Genomic DNA, 20,215 nt, shown 5'->3' with positions numbered 1-20,215 from the left:
TATCATGTTACCGTTAATGTTTCTAGTATAGCACTTTTTTGTATATTATTCTACTTCTAGTTTTCATTCCCAGTATTCCCGGAACTCATTCCTGATACATCCACCGATTCCCCGGTTGTATTGTCTATCTGAATCCCTTTCTTTTTCAGCTGCCAGTATACATTATTCCGGAATAAAGTATAGACGACTGACACAATCGGGATAAATACAAGCATACCAACAATTCCCATCAGGCTGCCGCCGATACTGACCGCAGCCAGCACCCAGATAGACGGGAGTCCGACCGAACTGCCGACCACTCTCGGATAAATCAGGTTGCCTTCGATCTGCTGGAGCACGAGGAACAAAACAACGAAAACCAGCGCCTTCATCGGTGCGACCATCAGGATTAAGAACGCCCCGACCACACATCCGATGAACGCTCCGAATATCGGGATCAAAGCGGTAAATGCAATCAATATTCCGACCAGCATCGCATATGGCAGGCGGAATACCGTCATTGTCACGACAAACATCGCGCCGAGTATCACTGCCTCCACACACTGTCCTGTCAGGAAACTTGAAAATGTCTTATAGGTCAGGGAACAGACATCCAGTGCCTTTTCCACATACTCTTCTTTCAGATAAGCGTACATGATCTTCCTGATCTGAATGTTCAGCTTTTCCTTCTGAAGCAGAATGTAGCAGGCAAACACAAAGGCAATGAAGAAAGTCGCCAGCCCGCTCACAATACTCTTGGCAACTGTAAATGTAGAACCGAGGACGCTGCCGGCGCCGTTTTTAAAAAATGACACCATGCCGTTGAGCACCTTGTCCCAGTCAATCTTAATGTCATTCACCATCGCTACGATTTCTTTATTGTTATTAAACATTTCTTCCACCCAGGACTGGACCTTCGGCACGAAATCCTGAATATTTTTCCCGAGTGACATGAAAGTGCCGCCCAGTTTCGGGACCACGACAAATATCACGAGAGAGACGACACCCAGCACGATAATAATTGTCAGCACAAGACTCAGCGGCCTTGCCAGCTTCTTAACCGGATGCCGGTCATTTGTATTCTTATTATAAAAGAGCTTCTCTTCCAGAAAATGCATCGGCACATTCAGGATAAACGCAATTGCAGCCCCCAGCAGAAACGGAAACATAATCCCGAGGAGGAACCCGAGCGCCTCCAGTACGACCGTATATTTCCACAGGGCGATGAGCACCACAAGTGTAAAAAGGATTAAGCCTCTGATCTTTCGTAAATTTTCCTTATTAAATTCCATAAAATACCCGCTTTCTATATATGCACTAATCAAATTGTAACCGGTTATTCCACATTTTAACATATCAATCCTTTAAGTTCCACTTTTTCATACAGGAAAGCCGAAACTTTCACAAGGCTGCAAAAAACCGGAGATAAGCGGTCTCACAGGATTATCGCTTTTCTCCGGTCTTTATTCCCCCGTGCACGGGGCTGCATATTTTCATTGCTCTGAAATCGTATACATCGCCACCTCATCCGTCTCACGGTTTGCAGAGATGAGTATATCTCTGCCGTCTTTGACATAATGAAACACATTCGCGGAACCACAGTCTTTATCCAGAATTTCCGAATGGTATTTTTTTTCTTCCTTGTTATAAATAAACAGGATCAGATTCCGTCCGCCTTTTCTATGGCCTACAACCAGGGCCGGTATTCCGCACAGGCTGCCGCCGTAGATGGCATGTGTGAATTCGGCCGGCTTTTCGTATTCGTATACCTGCCGGTATTGTCCGTCCTGCTTTTTATAAATACTGATCTTCTCACCGTGGAACGGGGATAATACGGCAAGCTCTTTTTCCCCGTCTTCATCCATGTCCACCAGAACCGCATCGCTGGCCGGGGTGTCCAGAAGCTGGTTCACCGTCCACGCACCCTCCTGATTTTCGGGCGGGATGAACTGAAAGACCCCGCAGTCCGCAGATATGATACATGTATCTGTACCATTTTCTTTCACACGGTAATATCCGTGGTTTTTTAACATATTGTCTTTAATCACGGTCAGAGAAAGCTGGTTGCCGGCATGGCAGCCGCTCAGGTCTTTTGGAAGCACGGCCGCATAGACCTTTCCGGGCATGGACCAGTCATCTTTGTATTCGTGACCCGATTTCAATGCGCAAGCAATCAGGTATCTCACACCATTACGTTCCACGATATCAAAGCGGTGGACATGGGGGAGCTTTACGAGTGTCCTCACTTCCCATTTTCCGTCTGTCTGCGGCGTGACGATTACAATTTCAGCATCCTTTGAATCGTTGGGCGAATAGAATCTGTGTGTTGCCAGAAACTGTCCGTTTGTCCCCGGCACCTGTACCATACTCATGACTCCGCCCGGCTCATTCCATATGGTGTCTTTCTCTCTGCCGTCCAGATCAAAAAGCAGACACCTGTCCGTCTTTTCGGCCGCAACCAGAAAATAATCTTCATGGTTATATTTAAGTGGAGCTATCGAATAGCATTTTGTGAGATTTGAGATTACTTTTTTATCTACTTTCATGAAACATACCTCTCTTCTTCGTCCTCCTGCTCCTGCACCTTCAGTATTTCCGTAAACATGGTGTTCGCAGAATGCAGATCTTCTTTCCAGTCCGGGTTCCCCGTATACCAGAACTCGGTCACATACTTGCGGATTCCCAGCTTCCAGGCTGTCCTGATGGCACTCTCGAAATCAACATGGCCGTGGCCGAACGGGATTTCCCGAAACTTTCCCGGAACTGTTTCTTTCAGGTGCATCGCCACAAGGTGTCCCTTTCCGATATACAAATCTTCCAGCACATCCGTCTTATATGTATCCGCCGCATTCGTGATGTTACCGATGTCCGGGTACACATTCAGATAACTGGAATCGACCAGGGTCACATATTTCATTGCCTTTTCGACGGTATTCATGAATTCATTTTCCATCGTCTCAAATCCGAGCACAACGCCTGCCATCTCTGCCATATTCACAGCCTTCTTTAAGTTGGCCAGAAAACGCTTTTTTGTTTCCAGGCTGGACTCTTCATAGTAGACGTCGTATCCGGCAAGCTGGATGATACGGATTCCTAGATCATCCGCCAGCTGGATCGCCTTTGCCATAATCTCCATGCCTTTTTTACTCACTTCCGGATCGTCGCTGCCCAGCGGGTATTTCCGGTGTCCGCTTAAACACATGGTCCGCACGGGCATCCCGGTCTCTACCATCAGCCGCACAAGTTCCAGCCGCTTTTCACTGCTCATCTCCAGACGGCTTAACTTTTCCTCTGTCTCGTCGATGCTGATTTCTACGAAATCATACCCCGCCTCTTTGGCGGCCAGTAGTTTTTCTTTCCATGACAAATGTCCGGGCATCGCTTTTTCATAAAGCCCCAGTGTATATCCCTTCATAACAGACCTCCCAAACTCCTGCTGCCCTATTCTTCCAGCAGCCGCATGATGTCTTCGACTGCCGGCTGTTTCATCACCTCTTTGGCAAGCCTTTCAGCTTCATCCGCGGATGCATTTCTGATCTGGTATTTTACATTTGCAGCTTCTCCCGGTGATACGCTGAATTCATCCAGCCCCATTCCGAGCAGCAGCTTAACCGCTTTCGGATCGCTCGCAAATTCCCCGCACATCCCGACTTTTTTACCAAACTTGTGACCTGCGCGGATCGTCTGGTAAATTGCCCGCAGAACAGCCGGATGATAGGAATTGTACATCGCTGCAATCTTCTGGTTGCCCCTGTCGACCGCCAGGAAATATTGTGTCAGATCGTTCGTGCCAATGCTGAAAAAATCTACCCGCTCCGCCAGTTCTTCCGCCATCATGACGGCTGCCGGCGTCTCGATCATGACGCCCACTTCCAAATCCGCTCCATAAGGAACCCCTTCCTTTGCAAGCTCTTCCCTGCTCTCTTCCAGAATCTGAAGTGCTTTTAGCACTTCTTCTACAGAAATAATCATCGGGAACATGATCCGTATATGCCCGGATGCACCCGCTCTTAAGAGCGCCCTTAACTGCGTCTTTAAGATAGAAGTCTGGTCCAGCCCGATGCGGATCGCACGGTAGCCGAGGAACGGATTCTCTTCCTTCGGGAATTCGAAATAATCCAGCCCTTTATCGCCTCCGATATCGAGTGTGCGTATCGTCAGTTCCTTATCCCCGAGCAGTTCTGCCGCCTGCGAATAGACCTCAAACTGCTCCTCCTCTGTCGGAAAATGATCACTCTCCATATACAGGAATTCGCTCCGGAAAAGCCCGATCCCATCGATCTGGAACTGCACGGCCCGTTTCACATCCTCAAGGCTTCCGACATTGCCGCATACCTCCAGTTTTCTTCCATCCTTCGTGACCGTTGGCAGTGCGCTGGATTCCTCCAGTTCCTTCTCAAATTTTCGGAACTCCTCTGCCTTCTTTGTATATTCCTGAATCTCCTCCTGACCGGGATTCACAAGGATAACTCCTTGTGAAGCGTCCATAATGACAAAATCGCCATTCTTTACTTCGTCCATGATTCCGCTGACCCCGACAAGGGCCGGTATTCCCATCCCCCTTGCCATAATCGACACATGGCTTGTCACGCCGCCCAGCTCCGTGATGAAGCCCAGTATATAATCCAGATTCAGCTTCGCCGTATCTGACGGGGCCAGGTCTCTTGCAAGCAGGATTACCTTTTCCGTGATTTCATCAAAATTCCCCTCATTCAGCCCCTTCAGTTTACGCATCAGCCGGTTGCGGATATCCTGGATATCTGCCGAGCGTTCCCTCATATATTCATCATCCATCATTTCAAATATCATGCGGAATTCTTCTGCCGTCTCATGAAGCGCCATCTGTGCATTGTAATTCTGATTCCGAATGCGTCCCAGTACGCCTTCCTTCAGCGCGATATCCTTTGCAAGCTCCAGATGTCCCGCGAAGATATCCGATCCCTCCGCCAGAGGCACCAGATCGGCAATTACATCTTCAACCGCCTGTTCATACGCCTGAATCTCTTTCTCCACTTCCGGCTCCTGTACAGAGTTCCCGGCCGGACTTAAATCCTGCTCCTCAACGAGAAAAACCCTGCCCATGACAATGCCTTTCGATGATGTCTTTTTTACCTCGATCCTCTTCATCTCAAAACTCCTTATTTCCCCTCGCCGTCCAGCTCTCCCAGACCGCCTGCGATTGCATTAATCAAAGTCTTTAAGTCTTCTGCTTCTGTTTCCCCTGAACATTCTACTGTAATCTCATCCTGACACTTGATTCCGGCAGCCATCAGGACAAGTACGCTTTTGGGATTTACACGTTTGTCTCCTTTTACAAGAGTCACCTCGGATGCACATTTTGAAGCAATGCCTGACAGGATTCCTGCCGGTCTTAAATGAAGCCCTGACGGGTTCTTTACTGTTATTTTTTCGCTTACCATGATTTTTCTCCTTTGTCTTTTCTATTCTTTACACACATTTTTTCATATTCAGGGTGTCCTCCAGAGCGCTCTGAATATATATATTGGAAACATGCTGCTCCAGTACGCGCAGGACTTCTTTGAGCTTGTACTTGCCGAAGAACAGCTTATGTTTGCCTTTCTTTGTCTGGCATACCACTTTGATCTTTGCCGTCTGGTATGCATCAATATGTACTTCCTGAATGTCTTCCCATCTCACGGTATAAAAGATCTTCTCCATACCTTTTTCTGAAAAACCTCTCTTGATGGCCGCAGACCCGAATATGGCAACTAATAACAGGATGTTCCTGATATTTGCCGGCAGGGTGTCCGCGTCTGACAACGGGAAGATGACCAGCGCAAAGAGAACAATCAGGGTAAACGAGAAAAAATCATCCTTACCTTTCATAACAATGGTCCGGTTCCTCTTGAGGATAAAATAAATCTCAACGACCAGACAGGCAATAAACAGGAAACATAACAAATAATTCCACATCATAATCTTCCGCCCCTTTCTTTATGTTCAGTATATCATTAACTTTTTCATAAATCAATCACTTTGTTCTTAATTATATGATTACTTAGCCTTATTATACGATCATTTTGTTGTTAAATGGATTTATATTCATTATACGAATTATTATTTTATTTTTATGATACAAAGAGGTTCAAAAAACACCTGAAACGAAAAAAATCCCGGCACCCGAAATTTTTTACATTTCGGATACCGGGATCTGTTGTTTTATATACAGCTGTTTTTTATATCTGGCTGTCCTTTCTTATCCTTGGCTGCCCTGTCCGTAATATGCATCCGGACCGTGCTTGCGCATATAGTGTTTATCCTGAAGCACCTGCGGCGCCGCACTGACTTTGGGGTTCAGCATCTCTGTACGGTATGCCATCTTGGCCACTTCTTCCAGAACAACGGCGTTATGCACCGCATTCGCGGCGTCCTTCCCCCACGTGAACGGGCCGTGGTTCGCACAGAGTACGCCCGGCACACTTGCCGGATCTCTATCCCTGAACGTTTCTATGATCACCAGCCCGGTGTTCTTCTCATATGCGCCTTCAATCTCCTCCCCGGTCAGGCTCCTTGTACAGGGAATGCCGTCATAAAAATAATCCGCATGAGTCGTCCCATAGCACGGTATGCTTCTGCACGCCTGTGCCCATGATGTCGCCCAGGGGGAATGCGTATGTACGATTCCGCCCACTTCAGGACAGGCCTTGTACAATTCAAGATGGGTCGGTGTATCAGAAGACGGCTGATACCGCCCCTCAACCTTGTTCCCTTCAAGATCCATAACAACCATGTCCTCCGGCTTCAGGCATTCGTATTCCACGCCGCTCGGCTTAATCACAAACAGCCCGGCCTTACGGTCAATGCCGCTGACATTTCCCCATGTATAAGTTACCAGCCCCCGTTTTGGAAGCTCCATATTTGCTTCATATACTTTCTGTTTTAATTCTTCTAACATTATATCCTCCTGTCAGAGGTGTTCCCAAAAGCCTGGAATTCGCCTGGCCATTCATCACAGACGCGCTAACTAAGTTCAGCAGATCCGCTGTCCCGTAAGAGATGTCCGTCTTTCGTGACACAGAACACATTGACCTCATGCTCACGAAATCCATCCGTAATCTCTGCCGGTGCCTTTTCATCGGTTATCACATTCAGAAGAGATTCCGTCGGACAGCTCACGAAACTGGAATTTCTCCCGAGCTTTGTATGGTCCGCCAGAATGTATGAGGTCCCGGTAACCCGCTGCAGCATGAGCTGGTTGATATTTACCTCGCTCAGTATTTCCGTGGTCATCCCGCTCTCCGGGCTCAGGCCCGAACACCCTATAAAACTTTTCTTTGCTGTTACCTTGCTGATATTATTCGTGGCAAACTCCCCGACCATTGCCTCTTTAATCTCCCGAAGCTCCCCGCCGCTTAAAATGATGGAGACATTGGAGGAATGTTCCATGAAAATTGCCTTTCCGTTGTTCGTGATTACGGTAACTCTTTTATCCTTTATATACTTTATCATCTGCAGTGCAGTAGAACTTGTGTTAATAAAGATCGTATCCCCGTCCTCGACAAGAGATGCCGCATATTCGGCGATTCTCTGGCGGTACAGCTTCACTTCATCCTGCTCCGTATAGATCTCCGGGACTCGGTCTTTCACAGTGGCGCCTCCGTAGAATCTTTCCAGCTTCTTCTGGTCCTCAAGATACTGGAGGTCCCTCCGAATTGTCAATGGGGAAACCTGAAGTTCTTCCGCCAGTTCCTGCACCTTTACGAATCCGTTTGACTGTAAGGCCAGCAACACTTTGTTTCTCCGGTTTTCAACTAATGCCCTGCTTCTTTTCATATTCTGTTCCTCTTTTACAGCTTAATCAGTCTGTCCTGTTTCAAGCTCTACTTTCTTAACTATATAGGTTTTATGATAACCTTCCATTCAATTATATGAATGATTCAAATAATCGTCAAGCTTAACCTGCCTGATTACGCTGATTTCCCCTGAATCAAAAAGAGCAGTGCCATTTATGCATCTGCTCTTTTCAGGTTACTATTCACGGGGCCGTGAATAATAACCTTTTCAGGGATGGTATTACTCGTAAACATCATTACTTCTTAAAGTTTCCATACTTCTCAAAGCATTCCAGAGCATAGAGCATAGACTCCTTCGTTGTACCAATCGCATCAAGATAACCATATTCAACCCCGATCAGTCCGCCCTTAGGTGTTGCCCACTTTTCTATCAGCTCCTTTGCCTCCTGTTCGATCAGTTCCTTATCTCCGGTCGGCAGTGTGGCCTGAATGTCGATCGCCGCCTCGAAGCAGATGCGCCCCTGCGCGATGGCAGATACTTCATCAATGCCAACCAGCCGCGGCTGGTGGATGTTGATGATATCTACTCCCAGTTCGATCAGGTCTTCAAGAATGTCATTAATCTTTCCATCCGTATGGAACCGGATATCCATGCCGCATTCATGGGCCTTGTCAAATATCCGTTTATACTGGGGCTTGAATATCTCCCGGAAGATATCCGGTGATATCATCAGGCTGTTCTGGGTTCCCCAGTCATCCGTCGTATCATAACAGTGGACCCTTCCCTCCCCGAGCCTGTAGGCTTCCTCAATGATCCCGATCTGATAGTCTGCAAGCTTTTCCGCCATCGCTTCAATCTCTTCGGGTTCGATCAGGCAGTCCATTAATGTGTTTTCGAATCCCCTTAAAAAATGCATACGCTCAAAGATACACTGCGGGCTGTTTAATTGAACGTACAAGCCCTTTTTTTCTGCTTCATCGAGAGCCTCTTTCAGCCCTTCGAAACGGCCTTCAGCCTTCGGGTCCGGGAAAACGTAGTTCTCCATATCCTCCCATTCTTCAATCGGGATATTGCTCACCTGCCCCATGTCTGATCCGCTGGAATCATCGCTTTCCCAAAGGCATCCCCATTCGTCATACTCCCCGCTTTTCGGGCGTACTTTTTTGGAGACCGTATAGTGTGCATCCTCCGGCCATGTACTCCTGGGTGGCAGGACGAAAATACGGCATACATCCCCTTTTCCCGCAATCCGGTCAAAGCGGAGGCCAATTCTGTCCGGGCCCGTAAATTTCACGTTTCCTTTTATAATTTCATAACCTGTCATTTTCATCCTCCTCACCCGGGTATATGGCTCAAATCCATATCCCCGGCTGTTTCCATTTAATCTGTTACTTCATTTCGTTCGGGAAATGTTCTTTCACTGCTGCCAGAAGTGTCTCTGTAACAGCCTTTGTGTCGATCAGGTTCTTCGTCTCTGCAATCACCGCATTACTTGGTGGAAGCATTCCCGCCCACTCAGGGCTTGTCAGTACGAGGTCTGTATTCGTCACATAAGACAATGCCTCACCGAATGAACATGACTCTACAGCTGCCTCAATATTGTGCTCATCACAGATTTTCTTTACACTGATCTTCAAAATCGTACTGGTTCCCATACCATTTCCACATACACATAAAATATTAAGCATCTTTTTTTCCTCCTGTTATATTTTTGTTTATTCTAACTGGTTAACCTGCAATCGGGATTCCAAGCAAGCTTCCGATACCTTTGAAGATTGCTATGATTGCTACCCATATTGTCGCATAATCTGCGCTTCCCTGCCACCATGTTAATTCCATAAGTTTTACCGCGAGGGCGGAACCTAATATCTGGATAAGACCGTTTGCCGTACAGATTACAGCTGCCGCTTTCCATCCGCCGAACTTATTGGCAAAGATCGCGATTGTCGCATTATCAAAGAACAGCGGGATGAATCCCGGTACGAGGAAGATCGGGGACTTGAACACAAGAAGTCCGACCAGTCCGATTACCTGTCCCAAAGCACCAAAGAGAAGTCCGAGTACAACTGACTTTGGAGCGAATGCGAAGATTGCGGCACAGTCAACACCTGCAACTGCACCTGGAAGCAGTTTTTCTGAAATACCTTTGAATGACATCATGAGCTCACCGACAAACATCCTGACACCACTGAGCAGTACAACGATATTTGCTGTCAGTGTTATGGATATCCACACGAGGAATACGATGTTGTTGGTGAGTCCCGCCTGATTCAGGCCTTCTGCACCACGGAGCCAGTCGATCTGGTCGCGTCCGACTACCAGCATAATGACTGCTGTGGAAACAAACATAACAAGTGCTGTTGCAATGATATTATCCTGAAGGAAGTTGAGAGATTCCGGCATTTTCTTTTTCTCAATATCATCTTTTTCTGCATTACCGATCTTCGGAGCTACCTTATAAGCAACGTAGTCCACAAACATCTGCTGGTGTGCAACCGTAAAATCCGCACCTGTGATCTTCTTTGTAGGTTCAATCAGGAGTGTAGAGCAGATTCCCCAGTACAGCGCTGTTACCACTGCCGCAATCAGGACTGTCGGCATCATCCCAAGGCCAAGGAAACGCCATACAATATAAGTACTGATACCTGCCTGGACGATCATCGCGTTGCCTGTCAGATAAACCGCACGGATTCTGGTGAACTTTCTTAAGCCTACCAAAACCAGATTGAGGATAAAAGCAACAAGCAGTGTATAAATCCCCCACGCTGCCCCTGTTCCAGCGCCCAGTACCGCGTCCATCTTTTCGTAACTGGCGGTCATTGTCGGGTAGGTATTCAATCCGGCTCCCTGAATTCCCGTCGCATTCTGTAGTGCAGTCAGAAGCTTGCCGAAGTTGGCGATCAGGGCGCCTGATCCCATCCCCATTACAATGATACCGATAGAAGCTTTCACGGCCCCCGCAAGAGCTTTGGACAATTTCTGCTTCATTGCAACGTAACCTATAAATACGATTATTGCCATAAGCAGGAATGGCTGTCCGAAAATTTGTTTCAAGAGTAAATCAAGAATTGAATTTAACATAATTCCTCTCCTTCCTTTGTAACCATTTTTACGATTCTTTTGTGCATTATGTATTCTTGATAATTGTATTATAGTGTCGTTTATGATGATTGTCAATCTTATTATATGATTGTTTGTGCTATTTTATGAATTATTTCCTTTTATATGATGTAATTTTATCAATATCAGTGATTAAAATGCATTAATTCTTATTTTATGAACTTATTTGATCATATACTCACTATTTAGACAAAATGTCCAGTATATTTTCCAGATAGACTGCAACGCCATCGTCATTATTACTGACTGTCACATGGCTGGCCGCTCTTTTCAGTTCTTCTACACCATTTTCCATACAGATCCTGTGTTCTGCACACTCGAACATGCTCAGATCGTTTTCAAAATCACCGAATACGCACACTGCATCTGGGCTGGCCCCCATGTCCTCCATGATTTTCAACAGGGCAGCCTTTTTCGAAACTTTCCTGTCAAACGCTCCTAAAAGCCCGTACCCTGTCGGTTCATAATGCACTCCCGGCATATGGTCTATATATCTTTTGTAAGCGTTAATCTTCTCCTCATCGTCCTCATAGGCGACGATTTTTGCAGCGGTCGTGTATCCCGCCACAGGGGTGCTTCTTAAAAACTCTTTTGCATTCAGCTTCACAGGGCAGCCTACATCCTGTGACAGCTTTTCATAATCACTGATTCTTTTTTTCAGTTTCCCGCTTCCCTCCGAAAAATACATTTCCTGATCGGAATACATCATAAACGTCATTTTATGTGCGTTCAGGTACGACAAAAGCAGGGCCGTATCGTCTTCGGCCAGATAATTACAGTGCAGAATTTTATTATCATTTCTGCGTACCATTGCCCCGTTGTTGGACAGCAGATACCTGCAGCCCCCGATCTTCCTGTCATAAACAGACATCATCTGCTCATCCCGGCCAGATGCCAGACAGACCGCAATCCCCATCTGCTGTATTTTCTGCATCACGGACGCCGTACGTTCCGTAATCCGTTTTTTATCATTTAAAAGCGTTCCGTCTAGGTCACAGACGACCAATCTGATGTCATTCATTGTTTTCTTCTCCTTTTATGCAGCGTACCTGCTCCTCCAGTTCCCGGCAGATTAACCTAAACAGAGCCTCTCCCTTTTCTCTTGTTGCACAGGCAGCGTCGCCAAAGGCACCACTTTTCAAAAACTTTTTCCAGGGCACAGGCTTTTTCCCGTAAAAAAACGGAACCGGCGGGAACTCAGCCGTTGCTGCTTCCATGTCCACCAGTTCCTCTGCGGCATATAACATCAAAGATGTCTCCAGTTCGCCTGCATGCCAGACACTCCCGTTCCACACCGGAGATGTCAGTATATGCTGCGCTTTCTTTTCAATTCCCGCATTCTTAATATGGAACACGTTCCCGCCGAGCCCCCTGTCCGTCAGTTCTCTCATAACCTCCTCCATTACCTTATGGTTCCCGTTATGAAAGGAATACAGGATGACCCGTCTGGGGCAGACACGCAGAACACTTTCGACTGCCTGAAGGCAGTACTCCCTTAAACAGTCCGGGGAAATGGATATAGTTCCTTCAAACTCCTTTGCAGACCATACCTGCCCATACGTGATACAGGGGTAATAATATAAATTTTCCTTTTCACACACCGCTTCTGCAAAGGCATGTGTCAGGATGATGTCCGTCCCAAGAGGCAGGTGGAAACCATGTTCTTCCACCGACCCTGCGGTGACCATGATCCCCTCACTTTTCTGTATGCATTCCTTCGCAGAATCCCAGCTGTGGTAAAATAGATTTCTCATAGGTCTGAATATTTTGCGTCGAGTTCAAGCAGTCCTTCCACATCCCTGACTTCCATCAGCGCATCCATGATATCCGCCGTGAGGAGCATGTTCGCCAGCTTTTCCATATTCTGCATGTGCATCTCATGGTTCTTTGATGCCAGCACGAAAAACAACTTCGCATCCTTATCCGGATTTCCTTCTTCGAAGTGCACCGGCTCTTCCAGCTTCATGAAGGAAACCGCAGTATCATTCACGCCGACCGCTCCCTCCTGGGAATGCGGCATGGCAATGTTGGGTGCAAAAACAATATACGGGCCATACTTCTTAACGCATCCGATCACCGCATCTATGTATGCCTGCTCGATTGACCCATCATCAAGCAGCGGCTGGCAGGAGGCGGCAACAGCCTCCTCCCATGTATCAAATCCTTTATGAAAGCAGACTCTGTTCTTTTCTACTAATTCTTTTAACAGCATAGTATGATTCTCCTTTTCTGACTACAAAATTGACCGGAATGGCACATTCGGTTCATCTGTAAAGCAATCTTCAAACCCTCTTCTATAATGGAACTGTTTTTTATCTTTGTCCAGAGGCCAGATATATTTTCCGCCCACGTCCCAGATAAACGGGGTAAACTGATACTGGAGCACGTCTTTCTTGTAATTGTAAAGCATCATAATCTCAGCAGGATCTGCCTTGAAATTTGTCCACACATCATAGTGAAACGGAATGACAACTTTACACCTGAGAGCCTCCGCCATTCTAAGAATGTCTACAGAAGTCATCTTATCCTGGTTCCCTGCCGGATTTTCCCCGTAGGAGCCGAGTGCAACATCTATATTATAATCCTTTCCGTGCTTTGCGTAATATGTGGAATAATGGGAATCACCGCTGTGGTACACATTACCTGCGGGTGTCTTAATCAAATAGTTTACAGCCTTTTCATCCATATCGTTCGGGCATGTATTTCTGATATCCTCATCTGCGGTTACGAGACACGTTCTGTCAAAGGAATCCAGCACCACAATTTCACAGTCTTTTACCTGAATTACATCCCCCGGCCTCACAACTCTGCAGCGGTCTTTTGGTACTCCGTAGCCCAGCCATTTTTCCACACTCTTCATAGGCCCGATAAACGGCACGTCCTGACCGCAGTTCTGCATAACAGCCGCTGCAAAAAACGGGTCGATATGGTCATTGTGATAATGTGTAGACAGTACGGCATCCACCTGTGTTACAGCAAACGGGTCATATACGATCGGAGCCGCACGCAGATTCGGCTGTGTCATGCGTCCGCCGGTCATGTTGCGCATCTGGTGGAACGGGGCCATCTCTTTTGTCTTTTTGCTCCTCTTCCCGTTTCCGAACCAGAGATCGACTGCAATGTTCGTATTGTTCTCGGATTTGATCCAGAGTCCCGTACATCCAATCCACCACATCGCAAAGGTGCCCGGTGCCACCACTTCCTCGTCAATCTCCTCGTTCAGCCAGGTTCCCCATTCCGGAAATGCACCGAGTACCCACTTTTCTCTTGTCAGCTCATTCACCATACTCATTTTTCTTCCTCCTGTTTTTAATCATTCATATGTTTCATTAAAACTATCATTTATATGCTTTATGCGCTTATTTTATCATCTATTATGAATGTTTTCAATGTATTTATATGATTATTTATCGTTTATATGAACATTTATGAATGCTTTTATCAGTCTTTCTTCCTATATCCAAATTTTTCTGAAATCTATTGACTATTTCGCAATGTTATGCTAAGATGTAATAGTATTTTCATCGGATTTAGATTTCACATATTTTTGTAAGTCATTATGTTCCATTGATAATGCTTTACAAAAATATGTGATTTTTTATTATCAGAGGATTTACAAATAATATTATTTTTTTAGGAGGTATTTCCATGAATAACGGTACAGTAAAATGGTTTAACGCACAGAAAGGTTTTGGATTCATCACAAACGACGCTAACGGTGAAGACGTATTCGTACACTTCTCAGGAATCGCTGCTGATGGTTACAAGAGCCTTGAAGAAGGACAGAAAGTAACATTTGATATCACAGAAGGAAACCGCGGACCACAGGCTGTTAATGTAGCAGTTGCTTAATTGAGACTGTGTAAGCCCGCAGGGCGTGAGCAGTAACGCTTAATTAGCTTTGGTATGTGTCTTTTAAATAAGATATAAATGTAACAGAAAAGAGGGAGCAGCGCCGTCAGGCAACACTCCCTCTTTTCTGTTTTCATTCCCAGCTTAACAGGTTGCCCCGCCCTTCAAATGTTTCTGGGCTGCAAGGTTCTCTGTTTTTCTGGACAGCAGGTCATCTTTAAGCAGCTGCTCCTGCACGTTTTCAAAACCAAGGCGTGCGATCGTATCTCCGAAACGTTCTCCTGTGTTTCCCTGTTCCCTGAACAGCAGAATTGCTTTTTCGATCGTATCCAGAGCTTCTTCTTTATCAGTGAATACTTTATCCAGATATCTTCCCTGAGATGCTTTCTTTCCCCAGCGGCCGCCTATGTAGATGCGGTATCCGTCTGTATAGTCTTCCACTACGCTGAACGGGCATTTGCCGATACATCTGCCGCAGTGGTTGCATGCATCATCATCGATCACGATTTTTCCGTCTTCCATCTTTGCAATGCCGATCGGACAGCTTTCCGTCACCTGACAGACTTTGCATCCTTTACATTTTTCCAGATCAACCTGAGGAATACGCTGCCCGATAATTCCGATATCATTCAGGTCAGGTTTTACGCAGTTATTCGGACATCCGCCCACTGCTATTTTAAACTTGTGCGGAAGCTTGACTGATGAATAACCGTGATAGAAACGTTCGTGTATTTCTTCTGACAGCGCGAATGTATCAGTCAGACCATACTGGCAGGTCGTTCCTTTGCAGGATACAACCGGACGTACTTTGGAACCCGTTCCGCCTGTCTCGAGGCCAGCCTGCATCAGGTATTCCCTCAGCGGTTCGATGTTGTCAAACGGTACTCCCTGAATTTCCATTGTCAGGCGGGAGGTCATTGTTACTTCGCCGCTTCCGTACAGCTCCGCGGCCTCTGCTATGGTACGTGTCTCATCCGCAGTTATTTTCCCGTTTCTCGTGATTACACGGCCATTGAATTTGTCTGCGGTCGTCTTATCCCGCAGGAAACCAAGACCTTTAACTCTTGTAACTTCATCGGCCGAAATCTCAGTTTGTGTATTCTTCACCTTTACGTCGCTGAAGAACACGCCGCCTTCCAGCGCCACTGTATTTGTGTAGCCGAAGTGGCGCAGTCTGTTCTGCAGGAAGTAAGCACGTTTTCCTTTTGTACAGACAAGGAGGAGCTTTTCGTCCTTTCCGATTCCCTCTAGTTCACCCTTCACGGCCCCAAGGTTGATGTACTGCGCACCGCGGATGGCAGGTGTCAGTCCCACATCCAGCACTGTATAGCCTTCTGCTTTTCCTTCTGCATATTCTGCCGGTGTCATGCTGACCATATCGCCGTTTATTTTATTCAGCAGGATATAAACCGCCTGTACAAACGGGTGGATCGCTGTTGAAAACGGAGGCGCGTAAGCAAAATCCGCGTTCTCATAATCTTCCAGTACAGCCCCCATGTTCAGGCCCACTACAGCAACATCTACCATTTTGTCGACAGCCCCCGGGCCAAATACCTGAACTCCTAGAAGCTTATGTGTCGTTTTGTCTGCAATCAGTTTTGTGATAAAATATGCCGCATCCGGATAGTAATGGGCCTTGTCGTCTGTTACAGAGAGTGCCGTTATGACATCATAGCCGGCCGCTTTTGCCTGTTCTTCTGTTAGTCCTGTTCTTCCGCAGTTTAAGTTCGGCAGTTTTACAACACCGGTGCCAAGGACACCTTTATATTCTTTTTCGTCCCCTGTCATTATCTGCGCCAGTGTACGTCCTTCCATGTTGGCGGAAGATCCCATCGGCGACCACTGCCTGCTGCCCGTGATCCGGTTCGTAACCATCGCACAGTCCCCCGCCGCATATACATCCGGCAGATTTGTCTGCATGTGTCCATCAGTTAAAATAGTTCCCTTGAACATCTCAATTCCTGTATCCTGAAGGAATGCGGTATTTGGACGGATGCCCGCCGCCATAATAACCATCTCGCACGGGAATGTGCCCGCGCTCGTCTTAAGGCCTGTCACTTTCCCCTCTCCGAGGACAGCTTCTGCTTTTGTACCGGTTATCACCCGGATTCCTTCTTTGAGAAGGTGCTTTTTACCGTAAGCCGCCATCTCCGGGTCCAATATATTAGGGAGTATCTGGGATGCAAAATCAATCACAGTTACCTGTATTCCTCTCAGCTTCAAGTTCTCGGCAACCTCGAGGCCTATAAAACCGGCACCGACAACAACTGCTTTTCTCACATGGTTGGTTTCTGCATAGTCTCTTACACCGATTGCGTCATTCGGGGTACGCATTTTGAATACTCCCGGAAGACTAATTCCGTCAATCGGAATAATGGCCGGGGAAGCACCCGTCGCGATGATCAGTTTGTCGTATGTATAGGTTTCCTCCGCATCTGTTGACAGATTCTTTGCCTTTACCACTTTCTTATCTGAATCCAGTCCTACTGCCTCTATGCCTGTCAGTACTTTTACCCCAGTCAGTGCAGAATATTTCTGCGGCGTGTTTACGATCAGTTCTTCTTTTTCTTCAATCACTCCGCCCACATAATACGGCAGCCCGCACCCGGCATAAGATATATCCTTGTCTTTCGTAATAATCGTAATCTCAGCGCTTTGGTCCTGACGCTTTAACTTTGCTGCTGTTTTAGTACCGGCAGCAACTCCTCCAATAACTAACACGTTCATTGGCTTATCTCCTTTTCTTTTTACTTCTGTCTGTGACAGCAGTGCACTTCATTCACGCACTCCGGTTTCATCGCCTCGCAGACGATCACATCGCCGCCTTCGATCCTGATTTCCTTCCCGTTTACCATCGCATCCGCAATCTTCTGCCTGACTTCCTCATAAATTCTGGTGACCGTGGGACGGGAAATGTTCATTTTCTTCGCGCACTGCTCCTGGGTCAGTTTTACATAATCCAAAAGCCGGACTGCCTCGTATTCATCATACCCGATGATAACAGTCTCTCCGCTTTCATGGCCGACTGGCGTAAAACCTTTCACTTTTGGTCTGGAACAGATGCACCTGCATTTTTGCGGTCTTGGCATATTGTCACCCCTTTTCTTTTTCTAGTATACCACTTAATGAACATATGTCAATAATATTGTCAATAATTTCACGATTCGCTTTGTGTACAAGGAACACGCCTTTCTATTACGCAAAAAGACCGCCGCTGCAACGATGCAGTGACGGTCTGTACTTTTGATTAATCCTGTACGTATGGCATTAAAGCAATGTGTCTTGCTCTCTTGATTGCTACTGTAAGAGCTCTCTGATGCTTTGCACAGTTTCCTGTGATTCTTCTAGGAAGAATTTTTCCTCTTTCAGAGATGTATTTCTTTAATTTTGCTACGTCTTTATAATCGATTTCGTTATTCTCTTTACCACAGAATACACAAACTTTTTTTCTTCTGCGAGCCGGTCCTCTTCTCTTGAAACCGCCTTCTGGTCTGCTACCTTTATCGTAAGCCATTTCTCTTTACCTCCTATATTAATAATAGAAAGATTCCACAGTCCGTGTCTTAGTTAAACGGTAACTCTTCATCAATCCCATCCGGGATGTTCATGAATCCGTCACCTGCATCAACACTTGGTGCCGGGCTTGGCGCTGCCTGATGGAAGGAGCCTCTGTTCGCATCGCTTTCCGCTCTGCTCTCAGCAAATTCCTGATCCTCGACAATTACTTCTGTTGTGTATACTTTCACGCCTTCTTTGTTCGTGTAGCTTCCTGTCTGGATACGTCCTGATATGGAAACACGCATTCCCTGGCGGAAATACTTCTCCGCAAACTCTCCTGAGCGGCCGAATACAACACACGGAATAAAATCCGCTGTCGGTTCATTGTCTCTCTTGAACTTACGGTCAACAGCCAATGTATATCTTGCAACTGCAGTTGCACTGTCACCCTGTGAATATCTAACTTCCGGGTCTCTTGTGAGACGCCCTACTAAAACTACTTTGTTCATATATACCTCTTTCTCTATGCTTCCTGTCTAACGCATAAATATCTGAGTACATTGTCCATGATGCGGATACGTTGTTCAACTTCTCCTGGAACAGTACTGTCAGATTCGAAGTGGATGAAGTAGTAAAATCCTTCTTTCATCTTCTGAATTTCGTAAGCAAATCTTCTCTTACCCCATTCATCAACGTCAGTAACATTGCCGCCGAAACGAGCGATTAATGCTTTCACTTTTTCAACAACTTCTGCCCTAGCGTCGTCTTCGATTTTTGCACTGACAACAACAGCTAACTCATACTTGTTCATGTCTTTAGCACCTCCTTATGGTCTCTGGCTCCCGTACCTTAGCGGGAACAAGGAATTAATGATATCCGTGAATCTATAAATTCAACGGGTACGTCACGAATTCCTATTTTACCATAAGAAGTTGTCCAATTCAAGACTTTTTGCGAATTTCTTTTGTATTTTTTTCCACTAACCTGCGCGGAACCATGATCTGGTGGCTGCATCCCACACACTTCAGACGGAAATCCGCCCCAACCCTTAAAATCTCCCATTCATGGCTGCCGCACGGATGGGGTTTCTTCATGCGGATGACATCTCCGACATCAAATCTGTCTGGCATAAACGCCCTCCTTTTTTAATAAAATGAGAATATTCTGAAAACGGACCGCAAAGGGGTCAGACCCCTTTGAAAACTACTCGTTCTCCACAAGCACCCCCTGTACAAGGAACCTCTCATCATCATTAATATTCGTACAAGTCGACAGGCTGACGATGCGTGACTTTGCGTCCAACGTTACATCTACCTGGTAATTAGATGAGTTCCTGCACATTTGCAGGTAATCTGTGTATTCTTTCTCATTCTCATATGTCAGGATATAGTTTGCCGCTATATCCTTTACGGTTCCTGCCGAGAATACTTTGTAGGTAAGCTTTCCGTTCGGCGTATAGATATAAAAATATGGATGCGCTTTGCAAAAGTCTTCACTGGCATATTCGTTCAACTGTGAAAACATCTCCCCGCCTACTTTAAGGTTATGTCCGTAGATGAAGGTATTCAGATCTGTAAAATCTTTGTTATTGCGCATGTCCATAAAAATGGCGCCCAGCTTGTTATCGTTGGCCGAAAATGTTTTGGTCAGGTATTCCTGGTTGTCCGAGCTTTTAACCACTGGATAACTGATTATGGACGGTTCGTCGAAGCGGAGCCACGCTACGGTGTCGGGATTTTCTTTCAGGAGTGCATCAAAATCCACCTGAAAGTTATCTCCATTTCCTTCATCACCGTCTTTACCCGTATCATCCTTTATGATAGCCAGCTTTTTGACATCATCGTATTCTTTTCCGCCGGAATAGTATGGGACCAGCATCGTGACAAGCTGATACGCAGAAAATATAAATACGCAGATTGCCGCAATTAGTATTGTGGTAGTGACAATGTCTCCCACCCTGCTCCTTTTCCTTGAAGATTTCTTCTGTCTTTTCTTTCTGCTCATTCCTGTC

The 20,215-nt window shown here is 46.3% G+C and carries 23 protein-coding genes; 1 reads left to right on the top strand and 22 read right to left on the bottom strand.

Annotated elements, in window-relative coordinates; translation table 11 throughout:
• Positions 1–56 precede the first annotated feature (56 nt).
• The 15 genes from A8806_RS04035 to ulaG all read right to left on the bottom strand — a co-directional run bounded on the left by A8806_RS04035 (position 57) and on the right by ulaG (position 14,146).
• Positions 57–1,271 (bottom strand): AI-2E family transporter, encoded by a 1,215-nt coding sequence (locus tag A8806_RS04035; RefSeq protein WP_109729902.1) that lies wholly within the window; start codon positions 1,269–1,271, stop codon positions 57–59.
• A 201-nt stretch (positions 1,272–1,472) separates the two neighbouring features.
• Complete coding sequence (locus tag A8806_RS04030) at positions 1,473–2,525, bottom strand: hypothetical protein (protein ID WP_109729901.1); 1,053 nt, start codon at positions 2,523–2,525, stop codon at positions 1,473–1,475.
• The gene (locus tag A8806_RS04025) at positions 2,522–3,394 is read right to left on the bottom strand and encodes an L-ribulose-5-phosphate 3-epimerase (RefSeq protein ID WP_109729900.1); all 873 of its coding nucleotides are present in this window, start codon (positions 3,392–3,394) and stop codon (positions 2,522–2,524) included. Before A8806_RS04025 ends, A8806_RS04030 begins: the two co-directional genes overlap by 4 nt.
• 26 nt (positions 3,395–3,420) lie before the next feature.
• Entirely contained in the window at positions 3,421–5,106 is a 1,686-nt protein-coding gene (ptsP, locus tag A8806_RS04020; RefSeq protein WP_109729899.1) for a phosphoenolpyruvate--protein phosphotransferase, read from the bottom strand.
• An 11-nt stretch (positions 5,107–5,117) separates the two neighbouring features.
• Positions 5,118–5,399 (bottom strand): HPr family phosphocarrier protein, encoded by a 282-nt coding sequence (locus tag A8806_RS04015; protein WP_109729898.1) that lies wholly within the window; start codon positions 5,397–5,399, stop codon positions 5,118–5,120.
• A gap of 28 nt (positions 5,400–5,427) precedes the next feature.
• On the bottom strand, positions 5,428–5,916 hold the full coding sequence (locus A8806_RS04010; RefSeq protein ID WP_109729897.1) for a hypothetical protein: 489 nt from the start codon (positions 5,914–5,916) through the stop codon (positions 5,428–5,430).
• A gap of 280 nt (positions 5,917–6,196) precedes the next feature.
• Entirely contained in the window at positions 6,197–6,895 is a 699-nt protein-coding gene (locus tag A8806_RS04005) for an L-ribulose-5-phosphate 4-epimerase (protein WP_109729896.1), read from the bottom strand.
• A gap of 65 nt (positions 6,896–6,960) precedes the next feature.
• Positions 6,961–7,773, bottom strand: a complete 813-nt coding sequence (locus A8806_RS04000) for a DeoR/GlpR family DNA-binding transcription regulator (protein WP_109729895.1) — start codon at positions 7,771–7,773, stop codon at positions 6,961–6,963.
• Positions 7,774–8,029: 256 nt separating this feature from the next.
• Complete coding sequence (locus tag A8806_RS03995; RefSeq protein ID WP_181368575.1) at positions 8,030–9,058, bottom strand: uroporphyrinogen decarboxylase family protein; 1,029 nt, start codon at positions 9,056–9,058, stop codon at positions 8,030–8,032.
• A 64-nt stretch (positions 9,059–9,122) separates the two neighbouring features.
• Positions 9,123–9,422, bottom strand: coding sequence for a PTS sugar transporter subunit IIB (locus A8806_RS03990; RefSeq protein WP_109729893.1), 300 nt, complete (start codon positions 9,420–9,422; stop codon positions 9,123–9,125).
• 40 nt (positions 9,423–9,462) lie between these two features.
• Positions 9,463–10,815, bottom strand: a complete 1,353-nt coding sequence (locus A8806_RS03985; protein ID WP_109729892.1) for a PTS transporter subunit IIC — start codon at positions 10,813–10,815, stop codon at positions 9,463–9,465.
• Between the two features lie 220 nt (positions 10,816–11,035).
• Positions 11,036–11,875, bottom strand: a complete 840-nt coding sequence (locus A8806_RS03980; RefSeq protein WP_109729891.1) for an HAD family hydrolase — start codon at positions 11,873–11,875, stop codon at positions 11,036–11,038.
• Positions 11,868–12,608, bottom strand: a complete 741-nt coding sequence (locus A8806_RS03975) for a creatininase family protein (protein WP_109729890.1) — start codon at positions 12,606–12,608, stop codon at positions 11,868–11,870. Before A8806_RS03975 ends, A8806_RS03980 begins: the two co-directional genes overlap by 8 nt.
• Positions 12,605–13,066 (bottom strand): PTS sugar transporter subunit IIA, encoded by a 462-nt coding sequence (locus tag A8806_RS03970; RefSeq protein ID WP_181368574.1) that lies wholly within the window; start codon positions 13,064–13,066, stop codon positions 12,605–12,607. The genes A8806_RS03975 and A8806_RS03970 overlap by 4 nt, the downstream gene beginning before the upstream one ends.
• 21 nt (positions 13,067–13,087) lie before the next feature.
• A complete protein-coding gene (gene ulaG / locus A8806_RS03965) occupies positions 13,088–14,146 on the bottom strand; it encodes an L-ascorbate 6-phosphate lactonase (protein WP_109729889.1) in 1,059 nt (352 codons plus the stop codon).
• A 356-nt stretch (positions 14,147–14,502) separates the two neighbouring features.
• Here ulaG and A8806_RS03960 point away from each other — a divergent pair, with 356 nt between their 5' ends.
• Positions 14,503–14,706 (top strand): cold-shock protein, encoded by a 204-nt coding sequence (locus A8806_RS03960; protein WP_109729888.1) that lies wholly within the window; start codon positions 14,503–14,505, stop codon positions 14,704–14,706.
• A gap of 144 nt (positions 14,707–14,850) precedes the next feature.
• Here the strand turns inward: A8806_RS03960 and A8806_RS03955 are convergent, their stop codons facing one another.
• The 7 genes from A8806_RS03955 to srtB form a co-directional block, all read right to left on the bottom strand.
• A complete protein-coding gene (locus A8806_RS03955; protein ID WP_109729887.1) occupies positions 14,851–17,433 on the bottom strand; it encodes an FAD-dependent oxidoreductase in 2,583 nt (860 codons plus the stop codon).
• Positions 17,434–17,453: 20 nt separating this feature from the next.
• Entirely contained in the window at positions 17,454–17,795 is a 342-nt protein-coding gene (locus A8806_RS03950; protein ID WP_109729886.1) for a DUF134 domain-containing protein, read from the bottom strand.
• A gap of 158 nt (positions 17,796–17,953) precedes the next feature.
• On the bottom strand, positions 17,954–18,220 hold the full coding sequence (gene rpsR / locus A8806_RS03945; protein WP_109729885.1) for a 30S ribosomal protein S18: 267 nt from the start codon (positions 18,218–18,220) through the stop codon (positions 17,954–17,956).
• A gap of 49 nt (positions 18,221–18,269) precedes the next feature.
• Positions 18,270–18,713 (bottom strand): single-stranded DNA-binding protein, encoded by a 444-nt coding sequence (locus A8806_RS03940; protein WP_109729884.1) that lies wholly within the window; start codon positions 18,711–18,713, stop codon positions 18,270–18,272.
• 14 nt (positions 18,714–18,727) lie between these two features.
• Complete coding sequence (gene rpsF / locus A8806_RS03935) at positions 18,728–19,015, bottom strand: 30S ribosomal protein S6 (RefSeq protein ID WP_109729883.1); 288 nt, start codon at positions 19,013–19,015, stop codon at positions 18,728–18,730.
• 130 nt (positions 19,016–19,145) lie between these two features.
• Positions 19,146–19,334 carry a DUF951 domain-containing protein gene (locus A8806_RS03930; protein ID WP_109729882.1) on the bottom strand — a complete coding sequence of 63 codons (189 nt, stop codon included), beginning with the start codon at positions 19,332–19,334 and terminating at the stop codon, positions 19,146–19,148.
• 73 nt (positions 19,335–19,407) lie between these two features.
• Positions 19,408–20,208: a class B sortase gene (gene srtB, locus A8806_RS03925; protein ID WP_109729881.1), complete on the bottom strand. Its 801-nt coding sequence runs from the start codon at positions 20,206–20,208 to the stop codon at positions 19,408–19,410.
• Positions 20,209–20,215: the final 7 nt, after the last annotated feature.

Source organism: Faecalicatena orotica (genome assembly GCF_003149245.1).
Classification (GTDB): domain Bacteria; phylum Bacillota; class Clostridia; order Lachnospirales; family Lachnospiraceae; genus Faecalicatena_A; species Faecalicatena_A orotica.
The sequence above is the reverse complement of the archived record's forward strand: the minus strand, read 5'-3'. Positions and strand labels throughout refer to the sequence as shown.

Bases quoted from the DNA above. Each gene is read 5' to 3' on its own strand.
- A8806_RS04035 (WP_109729902.1), bottom strand. From the start codon at position 1,271: ATGGAATTTAATAAGGAAAATTTACGAAAGATCAGAGGCTTAATCCTT.
- A8806_RS03930 (WP_109729882.1), bottom strand. From the start codon at position 19,334: ATGCCAGACAGATTTGATGTCGGAGATGTCATCCGCATGAAGAAACCC.
- A8806_RS03960 (WP_109729888.1), top strand. From the start codon at position 14,503: ATGAATAACGGTACAGTAAAATGGTTTAACGCACAGAAAGGTTTTGGA.
- rpsF (WP_109729883.1), bottom strand. From the start codon at position 19,015: ATGAACAAGTATGAGTTAGCTGTTGTTGTCAGTGCAAAAATCGAAGAC.
- A8806_RS03955 (WP_109729887.1), bottom strand. From the start codon at position 17,433: ATGAACGTGTTAGTTATTGGAGGAGTTGCTGCCGGTACTAAAACAGCA.
- A8806_RS03995 (WP_181368575.1), bottom strand. From the start codon at position 9,058: ATGACAGGTTATGAAATTATAAAAGGAAACGTGAAATTTACGGGCCCG.
- A8806_RS03985 (WP_109729892.1), bottom strand. From the start codon at position 10,815: ATGTTAAATTCAATTCTTGATTTACTCTTGAAACAAATTTTCGGACAG.
- rpsR (WP_109729885.1), bottom strand. From the start codon at position 18,220: ATGGCTTACGATAAAGGTAGCAGACCAGAAGGCGGTTTCAAGAGAAGA.
- ptsP (WP_109729899.1), bottom strand. From the start codon at position 5,106: ATGAAGAGGATCGAGGTAAAAAAGACATCATCGAAAGGCATTGTCATG.
- A8806_RS03980 (WP_109729891.1), bottom strand. From the start codon at position 11,875: ATGAATGACATCAGATTGGTCGTCTGTGACCTAGACGGAACGCTTTTA.
- A8806_RS03975 (WP_109729890.1), bottom strand. From the start codon at position 12,608: ATGAGAAATCTATTTTACCACAGCTGGGATTCTGCGAAGGAATGCATA.
- A8806_RS04030 (WP_109729901.1), bottom strand. From the start codon at position 2,525: ATGAAAGTAGATAAAAAAGTAATCTCAAATCTCACAAAATGCTATTCG.
- A8806_RS04015 (WP_109729898.1), bottom strand. From the start codon at position 5,399: ATGGTAAGCGAAAAAATAACAGTAAAGAACCCGTCAGGGCTTCATTTA.
- A8806_RS03970 (WP_181368574.1), bottom strand. From the start codon at position 13,066: ATGCTGTTAAAAGAATTAGTAGAAAAGAACAGAGTCTGCTTTCATAAA.
- A8806_RS03940 (WP_109729884.1), bottom strand. From the start codon at position 18,713: ATGAACAAAGTAGTTTTAGTAGGGCGTCTCACAAGAGACCCGGAAGTT.
- A8806_RS03950 (WP_109729886.1), bottom strand. From the start codon at position 17,795: ATGCCAAGACCGCAAAAATGCAGGTGCATCTGTTCCAGACCAAAAGTG.
- A8806_RS04005 (WP_109729896.1), bottom strand. From the start codon at position 6,895: ATGTTAGAAGAATTAAAACAGAAAGTATATGAAGCAAATATGGAGCTT.
- A8806_RS03990 (WP_109729893.1), bottom strand. From the start codon at position 9,422: ATGCTTAATATTTTATGTGTATGTGGAAATGGTATGGGAACCAGTACG.
- A8806_RS04010 (WP_109729897.1), bottom strand. From the start codon at position 5,916: ATGATGTGGAATTATTTGTTATGTTTCCTGTTTATTGCCTGTCTGGTC.
- ulaG (WP_109729889.1), bottom strand. From the start codon at position 14,146: ATGAGTATGGTGAATGAGCTGACAAGAGAAAAGTGGGTACTCGGTGCA.
- A8806_RS04025 (WP_109729900.1), bottom strand. From the start codon at position 3,394: ATGAAGGGATATACACTGGGGCTTTATGAAAAAGCGATGCCCGGACAT.
- srtB (WP_109729881.1), bottom strand. From the start codon at position 20,208: ATGAGCAGAAAGAAAAGACAGAAGAAATCTTCAAGGAAAAGGAGCAGG.
- A8806_RS04000 (WP_109729895.1), bottom strand. From the start codon at position 7,773: ATGAAAAGAAGCAGGGCATTAGTTGAAAACCGGAGAAACAAAGTGTTG.